This window comes from Croceibacterium salegens (assembly GCF_009827435.1).
Lineage (GTDB): Bacteria > Pseudomonadota > Alphaproteobacteria > Sphingomonadales > Sphingomonadaceae > Croceibacterium_B > Croceibacterium_B salegens.
This window is the reverse complement of record NZ_WTYM01000055.1, coordinates 1-8,968: the sequence shown is the minus strand read 5'-3', so window position 1 is coordinate 8,968 and position 8,968 is coordinate 1. Positions and strand designations below refer to the sequence as shown.

The 8,968-nt window shown below is 66.1% G+C and carries 9 protein-coding genes and 2 pseudogenes; 1 reads left to right on the top strand and 10 read right to left on the bottom strand.

Annotation, left to right across the window (positions count from 1 at the left end; translation table 11 throughout):
• From GRI89_RS14155 to pyrH, 5 genes and pseudogenes are all read right to left on the bottom strand, one after another.
• Positions 1-240: pseudogene (locus tag GRI89_RS14155) on the bottom strand (NmrA family NAD(P)-binding protein); the annotation flags it as partial.
• A gap of 1 nt (position 241) precedes the next feature.
• Positions 242-955 carry a phosphatidate cytidylyltransferase gene (locus GRI89_RS14150; RefSeq protein WP_159797008.1) on the bottom strand — a complete coding sequence of 238 codons (714 nt, stop codon included), beginning with the start codon at positions 953-955 and terminating at the stop codon, positions 242-244.
• Positions 942-1,613 carry a polyprenyl diphosphate synthase gene (uppS, locus tag GRI89_RS14145; protein ID WP_159797005.1) on the bottom strand — a complete coding sequence of 224 codons (672 nt, stop codon included), beginning with the start codon at positions 1,611-1,613 and terminating at the stop codon, positions 942-944. The genes GRI89_RS14150 and uppS overlap by 14 nt, the downstream gene beginning before the upstream one ends.
• Positions 1,614-1,707: 94 nt before the next feature.
• A complete protein-coding gene (gene frr / locus GRI89_RS14140; protein WP_159797001.1) occupies positions 1,708-2,265 on the bottom strand; it encodes a ribosome recycling factor in 558 nt (185 codons plus the stop codon).
• The gene (pyrH, locus tag GRI89_RS14135) at positions 2,265-2,987 is read right to left on the bottom strand and encodes a UMP kinase (protein WP_159796998.1); all 723 of its coding nucleotides are present in this window, start codon (positions 2,985-2,987) and stop codon (positions 2,265-2,267) included. Before pyrH ends, frr begins: the two co-directional genes overlap by 1 nt.
• 114 nt (positions 2,988-3,101) lie before the next feature.
• On the opposite strand from pyrH, the gene GRI89_RS14130 reads away from it, so the two are divergent.
• A complete protein-coding gene (locus GRI89_RS14130; RefSeq protein WP_159796995.1) occupies positions 3,102-3,956 on the top strand; it encodes a metallophosphoesterase in 855 nt (284 codons plus the stop codon).
• Positions 3,957-4,034: 78 nt separating this feature from the next.
• Here GRI89_RS14130 and tsf read toward each other — a convergent pair whose 3' ends face one another.
• The 5 genes and pseudogenes from tsf to GRI89_RS14105 all read right to left on the bottom strand — a co-directional run.
• Positions 4,035-4,961: a translation elongation factor Ts gene (gene tsf, locus GRI89_RS14125; RefSeq protein ID WP_159796992.1), complete on the bottom strand. Its 927-nt coding sequence runs from the start codon at positions 4,959-4,961 to the stop codon at positions 4,035-4,037.
• A gap of 94 nt (positions 4,962-5,055) precedes the next feature.
• Entirely contained in the window at positions 5,056-5,835 is a 780-nt protein-coding gene (gene rpsB, locus GRI89_RS14120) for a 30S ribosomal protein S2 (RefSeq protein ID WP_159796989.1), read from the bottom strand.
• Between the two features lie 516 nt (positions 5,836-6,351).
• Complete coding sequence (locus tag GRI89_RS14115) at positions 6,352-7,212, bottom strand: CDP-alcohol phosphatidyltransferase family protein (RefSeq protein WP_407924980.1); 861 nt, start codon at positions 7,210-7,212, stop codon at positions 6,352-6,354.
• Between the two features lie 29 nt (positions 7,213-7,241).
• Positions 7,242-7,994 carry a phosphatidylserine decarboxylase gene (locus GRI89_RS14110; RefSeq protein ID WP_159796986.1) on the bottom strand — a complete coding sequence of 251 codons (753 nt, stop codon included), beginning with the start codon at positions 7,992-7,994 and terminating at the stop codon, positions 7,242-7,244.
• 157 nt (positions 7,995-8,151) lie between these two features.
• A pseudogene (locus tag GRI89_RS14105) lies at positions 8,152-8,949 on the bottom strand (hydantoinase/oxoprolinase N-terminal domain-containing protein); the annotation flags it as partial.
• Positions 8,950-8,968: the final 19 nt, after the last annotated feature.

The following is an 8,968-nucleotide window of genomic DNA, read 5'->3' as shown; positions in this document are numbered from 1 at the left end:
GCCGCCCGCCGCCTCGATCCCGCTTCCGGCCAGCGCCTCGCGCAGGTCGGGCAGGCAGGCCTCGTCGGCGACGACCGCGATCTCCGCGCCGAATTCGCGCGCCAGCGCGGCGAGTTCGACGGCCTGGCAATTGGCGGTCAGCGCCACAACCCGCCACTTGTCCCGCTCGCGCCGGATGAGGTCGAGCGTCGAGGCGCCGATGGAGCCGGTCGCGCCGAGAATGGTGATCGAACGGGTCACGTCACGCCGCCGTAGAGAGCAATCCGACGACCAGCGCCACCGGGATCATCCCGTCGACCCGGTCGAACACGCCGCCGTGCCCCGGGATGAGCCGCGAGGAATCCTTCACCCCCGCCCGGCGCTTGAGCCAGGATTCGAAGAAGTCGCCAGCCTGCGCGACCACTGCCAGCAGGCAGCCGACGAGGAAGGCGCTGATGATCTTGTCATGCCCGACTTCCCACACACCAGCGAGGTCCCCGCCCTCGCTGGTGAAGAAGAACACCCCGGCCACAAAGGAGAGCCACAGCCCGGCAAAGACCATTCCGCCGATCAGCCCGGCCCAGGTCTTCGACGGGCTGATCTTGGGCGCGATCTTCGGCCCGCCGATGGTCCGCCCGCTGAAGTAGGCACCGGTGTCGGTGAAAATCACCGCGCCGACCGCCGCAATCAGGAAATAGGAATCGAGCCGCATCAGCACCCAGGCGGCAAAGCCGAAGTAGAACAGCCCGAACGCCACGCCCGTCCCGCGCCAGCCGATCGTCGGCGCCGCCTTGTAGACCAGCAGGCAGTATTCGACGAAGGCGACCGCCGCGACGATGGCGACGAGCCCGGACATGTAGTCCTCGCCCATGATGATGGCGCCGATGACCAGCGCCAGCATGACGAAGGCCGAGGCCAGCCGCACCGGCAGGTCGGATCTCTTCTTCGCGGCAGGAGCCGCCTCAGCGTCCGCCATAGCGCCTCTCCCGGTTGGCGAATTCATCGAGTGCCTGGACCAAATGCTCAGGCGTGAAATCGGGCCATAGCACGTCGGTAAACCAGAATTCGGTATAAGCCGCCTGCCACAGCAGGAAATTCGACAGCCGCTCCTCGCCGCTGGTCCGGATCAGCAGGTCGAGCGGCGGCAGTTCGGCGGTGTCGAGATGCGCGGCGATGCTCTCGACCGTGATCTCCCCGGCCGCCGCGGCCTTGGCTGCCGCACGGGCGATTTCCTGCTGCGAGCCATAGTTGAGCGCCACCGCCAGCGTCCGGCTGCCCCCTGCGGTCTGCGCCAGCGCATCGTCGAGCATGCCGACGATATCGGGCGCCAGCCCCCGCCAGTCGCCGAGGATGTGCAGCTTGACGTCGTTGGCGACGAATTCGGGCAGGTCCGATTTGATGAACTTGCGCATCAGGTTCATCAGGTCGCCGACCTCTTCCTCGGGCCGTTTCCAGTTCTCCGAGCTAAAGGCGTAGAGCGTCAGGCATTCGAGCCCGGTCGTCTTGAGCGAGCGCACGAGCTTGCGCACCGCCTCGACCCCGCGCTGGTGCCCCATCGCGCGCGGCAGGTGGTGGCGCTTGGCCCAGCGCCCGTTGCCATCCATGATGATCGCGACGTGGCGTGCTGCAGTCATCTAGAGGGTCCGTTCGCCTCGAGCGAAGTCGAGAGGCGCTCGCGCAACGTGTCTCGACTGCGCTCGACACGAACGGAGAGGGAATCGGTCAACCTCACTGGGTCAGGATTTCCTTTTCCTTCTGCGCCGCGGCGGCATCCGTTTCTGCGACGTACTTGTCGGTCAGCTTCTGGACCTCGTCCTCGCCGCGCTTGCGCTCGTCCTCGGAGATTTCCTTCTTCTTCTCGTCTTCCTTGAGCGCTTCCATGCCGTCGCGGCGGACGTTGCGGATCGCGATCTTGGCGTTCTCGGCATACTTGCCGGCGAGCTTGGCCAGGTCCTTGCGCCGTTCCTCGGTCAGGTCGGGCATCGGCAGGCGCAGCGTCTGGCCGTCGATCATCGGGTTGAGGCCGAGGTTGGCGTGGGCGATGCCCTTCTCGACCGCGGTGACGTTGGCCCGGTCCCAAACCTGCACGCTGAGCATGCGCGGTTCGGGGGCGGACACCGTCGCCACCTGGTTGAGCGGCATCATCGCGCCGTAGACCTCGACCACCACGGGATCGAGCAGGCTGGTGTTGGCGCGCCCGGTGCGCAGGCCGCCGAGGTCGCCCTTGAGGCTCTCGACCGCGCCGGCCATGCGCCGTTCGATATCGGCCTTGTCGTACTTAGCCATCAGGCATTCCCTCCTACGATGGTCTGCACGCCCTCGCCCGCCAGCACTCGCGCCAGGTTGCCCTTTTCACGGATCGAGAAGACCACGATGGGGATCTGGTTGTCGCGGCACAGCGCCACGGCGGAGGCGTCCATGACCTTGAGATTGTCTGCCAGCACCTTGTCGTAGCTGACTGTTTCGAAACGTTTTGCGTCCGGGTTCTTCTTCGGGTCGCTGTCATAGACCCCATCGACGCTGGTGCCCTTGAGCAGCGCGTCGCACTGCATCTCGGCGGCGCGCAGCGCGGCCCCGGAATCGGTGGTGAAATAGGGAGCGCCCACGCCCGCGGCGAAGATCACGATGCGGCCCTTTTCGAGGTGCCGCTCGGCCCGGCGGCGGATCACCGGCTCGCAAACCTGGTCCATCTGGATCGCCGACTGCACCCGCGTGCTGACGCCGAGCTTCTCCAGCGCCGACTGCATGGCGAGCGCGTTCATCACCGTCGCCAGCATGCCCATGTAGTCGGCCTGCGCCCGGTCCATCCCCTGCGCCGCCCCGGCCATGCCGCGAAAGATATTGCCGCCGCCGATGACGAGGCAGATCTCGAGCCCGGTTTCCTGCGCCGCCTTCACCTCCTGCGCCAGTTCGGAGACGAACGCCGGATCGATGCCGAACTGCTGGTCGCCCATCAGGACTTCGCCCGAAAGCTTGAGCAGGACACGTTTGACCTCGGGCATCGGCATAGGTGGCAGGAACCTCTCAGAAGGGCGGGAATGCGCCGCCCTTATAGACAGCACTATGGCGACGGCAACTATCAAGCCCTTGCCTTTCCCTCGTCCGTGATCGATCCCGGCACCATGAAACGGGTGGGTGGCGCGAGGCGCTGGAGCAGACGGCAAATCGCATTGCTGGCGCTGCTGGCATGCGTTGTCCCGGTGGTCGCCAAGGCGTGGCACGATACCATGGCGGACCCGGTGGTAAATCGAACCTCCGTTGCGCTGCGGGGGCTCGACCCGGCGGATGCGCCACTCACGATCGCCTTGTTGTCCGACATCCATGTCGCCGGCCCCGACATGCCGCCGGAGCGGCTCGAACGGATTGTCGCCAAGGTCAACGCGCTCAAGCCCGATCTGGTGCTCATCGCCGGCGACCTGGTGAGCGAAAAGCGGACTGCAACGCACATCTACACCCCACAGGAAGTCGTCGCCCCTCTCGGTGCGCTGCGCGCTCCTCTCGGCGTCTTCGTGGTGCCGGGCAATCACGATCACTGGTTCGACCTTCCCGCGCTGTCGCGCGAGTTGCAGCGGCGCAGAATCCGGCTGCTGGCAAACGAGGCAGTCCAGACCGGGCCGCTCGTCGTCGGCGGCCTCGACGATGCCTACACCGGGGCGGCAGACCTGCCGATGACACTCGCCGCAATGGACCGGCTGGAAGGCGCTCGCATCGTGTTCGGCCACAGCCCGGACACTTTCCCGCAAGTGCCGAGCTCGGTTCCGCTGATGTTCGCCGGTCACACGCACTGCGGCCAGATCGCCTACCCGTGGGGCGGCGCGCCAGCCCAACTATCGAATTATGGCGACCGCTATGGCTGTGGGCGGATCGACGAGGATGGGAAGACGCTCGTAGTCGGCGCGGGCCTCGGCACGAGCCTCATCCCCGTGAGGCTGTTCACCCACCCCGAGATCTGGCTGATCGAACTGCGCGCGAAATAACGCCGCTCTCTGCGGGCAAGAAAACGGCCGCCGGACCGAAGCCCGGCGGCCGCTTTGTGGCCGTAGTGGCGCGCCGGATCAGCCGGCGACGGCGGCGGCGACTTCGGCGGCGAAGTCGCTCTCTTCCTTCTCGATGCCTTCACCGAGCTGGAAGCGCACGTAGTCCTTGAGGACGATCGGGGTGCCCGCGTCCTTGCCGGCCTTGGCGACGACGTCGGCAACCGGGGTCTTGTTGTCCATCACGAAGACCTGGCTGAGCAGCGCGTTCTCCTTGGCGAACTTCTTGACCGCACCGTCGACCATCTTTTCCTGGACGTCGGCCGGCTTGCCGCTCTCGGCAGCCTTTTCGGCCGCGATCTTGCGCTCGCGCTCGAGCACTTCGGCATCGAGGCTATCGGCGTCGAGCGCCTGCGGGAAGGCGGCAGCGATGTGCATCGCGAGCTGCTTGCCGAGGGCTTCGAGCACGTCGGCCGAAGCGGCGCTCTCGAGCGCGACGAGCACGCCGATCTTGCCGAGGTTCGGCGCCTGGGCGTTGTGCATGTAGGGCACGATAACGCCTTCGGAGACCGCGACGCTCTTCAGGCGGCGAACCTGCTGGTTCTCGCCGATGGTGGCGACGTTGTCGGTCAGCTTGTCGGCAACGGTGCCGCCGCCCGGGTAGGCAGCCGCCTTGAGCGCGTCGACGTCGTCCGAGCCGAGCGAGAGCGCGGCTTCGGTGGTCTTGCGCACGAAGTCCTGGAACTGGTCGTTCTTGGCGACGAAGTCGGTTTCCGAATTGACCTCGACCGCAACGCCCTTGGTGCCGACGACGGCAACGCCGACGAGGCCCTCGGCCGCGGTGCGGCTCGACTTCTTCTGGGCGGTGGCGAGGCCCTTGGCGCGTAGCGCGTCGACCGCGGCTTCGATGTCGCCGTTCGACGCTTCGAGCGCCTTCTTAGCGTCCATCATGCCCGCGCCGGTCTTCTCGCGCAGGGTCTTCACGTCAGCGGCAGTGAAAGCAGCCATGATTAATTACCTCTTCAATTCAAATGGGGGCAGCGCCGGGCCTCGCAGATGGGGGCCCGGCGCGCGCTTCGCTAGTGCGAACCGGGAAATGGTGTCAGGCGGTCGCGTCTTCGGCGACGGCTTCGGTCGCCACGGACTCACTCGGGGGTGCGTCCATGGCGCCGATGTCGGCGCCCGAATCGACCACGCCTTCGCCACGGCCCGTGGTCGCCGCTGCGGCGATCGCGTCGCAGTACAGGCGGACGGCGCGGCTGGCGTCGTCGTTACCCGGGATCGGGAAGGCGATGCCGCTCGGATCGACGTTCGAGTCGAGGACCGCGACGACCGGAATGCCGAGGACGTTGGCTTCCTTGATCGCCAGCTCTTCCTTGTTGGCGTCGATCACGAACATCACGTCCGGGATGCCGCCCATCTCGCGGATGCCGCCGAGCGAAAGCTCGAGCTTGTCCTTCTTGCGGGTAAGCTGCAGCACTTCCTTCTTGGTCAGGCCGCTGGTGTCGCCCGAGAGCAGTTCCTCGAGGTTCTTGAGTTCCCTGATCGAGCCCGAAATGGTCTTCCAGTTGGTCAGCATGCCGCCGAGCCAGCGGTGGTTGACGAAGTGCTGGCCGCTGCGGCGGGCCGCCTCGGCGATCGGGTCCTGCGCCTGGCGCTTGGTGCCGACGAACAGCACCTTGCCGCCCGAACGGACGGTCTGCTGCACGAAGTCGAGCGCGCGCGCCATGAGCGGAACGGTCTGCGACAGGTCGATGATGTGGACGCCGTTGCGCGCGCCGAAGATGTACGGCTTCATGCGCGGGTTCCAGCGGTGGGTCTGGTGGCCGAAGTGTGCGCCGGCCTCGATCAATTGCTGCATCGTGACGGTAGGAGCCGCCATAAGTAAATTCCTTTCCGGTTACGCCTCTGGAAAGCCTGTGTGACCCTTGCGGAGTTTCCCGCGCGGGCACCGGGATGTAAGTGCCTTCCATGTGGATTTGCCGCAGCCCGGAGGCCTCGGCGGGGCGCGCCTTAGCGGCGATCGGTCCGGAAATCCAGCCTCAATTCGCCGCCACGAACCCGTCTGCCAACGCAAAAAGCACTTGACGAACGGAACATATCAAGAACATAAGGGTGTTACCGGAACAATTCGGGAACTTACACCCGCGTTTCGAAGTTTTCCAATTGTTTTCCACACCCCCTCCACAGGGTGCGGCACAGCCAGAGGTCTAGACGATGTTCGCCACGTTCCTCACTCTCGCTTTCGTCGCCACCGCACTCGCTGCGCTGGCATCGGTCGGTCATTCGCTCAAGCAGGGCCTGACGGCGTTCGGCGCCCTGCACCGCGAACTCGCTGGTTGTGGCGAGACCCGCACCGTCACCGTCTGGAGCTACGGTCCGATTGCTGAGCGCGGAACTATTTCGGGCCGTTCGACACGTCGAATGGTGCAGCCGGTAGCCCGTCCGGTACCGCAGCCTCGGCGCGTTGCTGCCTGACCCGGGCGTATTTCATGATCCCGAGCGGCATGAAGGCGAGATAGCCGACACAGATCGCCACCAGCGTCCACCACGGTTCGATCAGCAGTGCAGCAAACAGCAGTCCGCCAAAGCCGACCATCGCCAGCCGCAGCGAACTCTTCGGCCGCAGCGACTTCCAACTCATTGTCGCGATGTTCGAGACCATGAGGAAGGCGATCGCCGCGGTCCACAGCGCGATGATCCAGGGAGTGCGAAAGATTTCCTCGCCGGTCGCGATCCACAGGTACATCGGCAGGAACGCCAACCCCGCACCGACCGGCGCGGGAACGCCCGTGAGGAAGCCAGCCGACTTGTGCGGCTGGTCGTCCAGGTCGATCCGGGCGTTGAAACGCGCCAGGCGCAGTGCGCAGCACAGCGCGAATGCCAGAGCGATGAGCCAGCCAAAGCGCGGCAGGTCCTGCAACGACCACAGAAACAGCACCAGCGCCGGGGCCATGCCGAAACTAAGCGAATCCGCCAGGCTGTCGAGTTCGGCACCGAAGCGCGACTGCGCCTTCAGAAGCCGGGCGATCCGCCCATCTATGCCGTCGAGAAGCCCGGCAAGGACGATCGCGAACAACGCCATCTTCCAGTCGCCGACAATGGCAAATCGAATGCCCGTCAGCCCCGAGCAGAGCGCAGCGGCCGTAATGGCGTTTGGCACCACTGCCCGCAAGGTCAGTCCACCGCCAAAGCGGCGCGCCACCGGCTCCTCGTCTTCGCTCGCTTTCGGTCCTAGCCAGGCCGGACCGGGATCTATTGGACGGTCGTCGTCTTGCTCGGAGGAAGTCACTGATTGACCCCTTCGATCAGGCCCTGCTTGCCAATCTCCGCAAGGACAGTCTCGCCGGCAATCACCCGTTGGCCGAGCAGGACCTTCGAATCGGTCCCGGCAGGCAAGTAGACGTCGACGCGGCTGCCGAATCGGATCAGGCCGACGCGCTGTCCGGCGGCGACCGTGTCGCCCGGCTTGATGAAGGGAACGATGCGTCGTGCGACCAGTCCGGCGATCTGGGTGAAGGCAATCTGGATGCCGTCGTTGCGCTCGATCAGGATGTGCTGACGTTCGTTTTCCTCGCTCGCCTTGTCGAGATCGGCGTTCATGAACCTGCCCGGGATATAGACCACGCGGCGAACGGTCCCGGCCACCGGCGAGCGGTTGATGTGGACGTCGAATACCGACATGAAGATCGAGATTCGCGTCACCGGCGCGCTGCTCAGGCCCTGCCCTCCGAACCCGTCGGTGCCTTGCATCTCCGGCGGAGGCGCGACTTCGCCAATCAGCGTCACCAGGCCATCGGCAGGCGAAACGATCAGGTCCTGAGACTGCGGGACGACGCGCTCGGGATCGCGGAAGAAGGCAAAGACGCCGAGCGAGGCCACCAGCAGCGGCCAGCCGATGAACCCCCAGCCGAACAGGAAGATGAATGCGAGCGCCGCGACGACGGCAGCGACTCCGAACTTGCGTCCCTCGGGATGGATCGCGGGCCAGCCCCATTCGGCATCACCCCGGCCCCGGTTGTCGAGTAGATCTCCGGCCATGTCCGTCGTCTAGGACGGATGACTAGAGGCGGCAAGCTTGAGCACAGCACTGATGCTGAACTTGGACCGCCGCGAACCAGTCGCTGGCTGTCCTTTGCAACCCCGAAAAAGCAAGTAAATGGTCAGAATGCTGGCTCAATCAAGGCGCCGAGGCGACCATGCCGACCATGCCGACCACGCCGCCAGCCGGACCCGAGAGGATCGCGTCCTTGCCGCGAAAGGCGCGGGCATCGGCGAGGCCGCCGTTGGACTGCATGAAGCGCAAGACATCGTGCGGATGAAGCGCTTGATCGAGCTGTCGAACGTATCGATGGATGTTCGGCGTCAGGTAAGCGTCCACCACCGTGGTGTCGCCGCGCGGCACCAGCTTGACCAGCGGCGCGACCTCGTGGCTGGCGCTGACCTGCGCGAACCCGGCCTCCCGCGCCAGCGCCACCAACCGAGCCTCGTGCGCCGTGTAGCGCCAGCCGTGCATCAGGACGATGGCGATGGCGTCGATGCCCTTGGCGCGCACCCCGGCGAAGGCTGAGCGGACCGCGTCCTCGTCGAGCGGGCGCACCACAGTGCCGTCTGCCCCGACCCGCTCGTCGATCTCGATCACCTCGGCGGGGAGCTGTTCCGGCAGGACGATGTGGCGGGCGAAGATGTCGGGCCGCGCCTGGGTGCCGATGCGCAGCGCGTCGCCGAAACCGCGGGTGATCGCCAGCGCCAGCCGCTCGCCCTTGCGTTCGAGCAGGGCGTTGGTGGCAATGGTCGTGCCGATGCTGACTTCGGCGATCGGCGCATCGCCGTGCTCGGCGAGGATCCGCCGCACCGCCTCGCTCGCCGCGTCGGCGTAGTGCTCGGGGTCTTCGGAGAGCAGCTTGGCCGCGACCAGCGGCCCGTCGGGCGTTTCCGCCACCACGTCGGTGAAGGTCCCGCCCCGGTCGATGGCAAAACGATAGGCCCCGCTCATGCCCGCACCCATAGCCGCC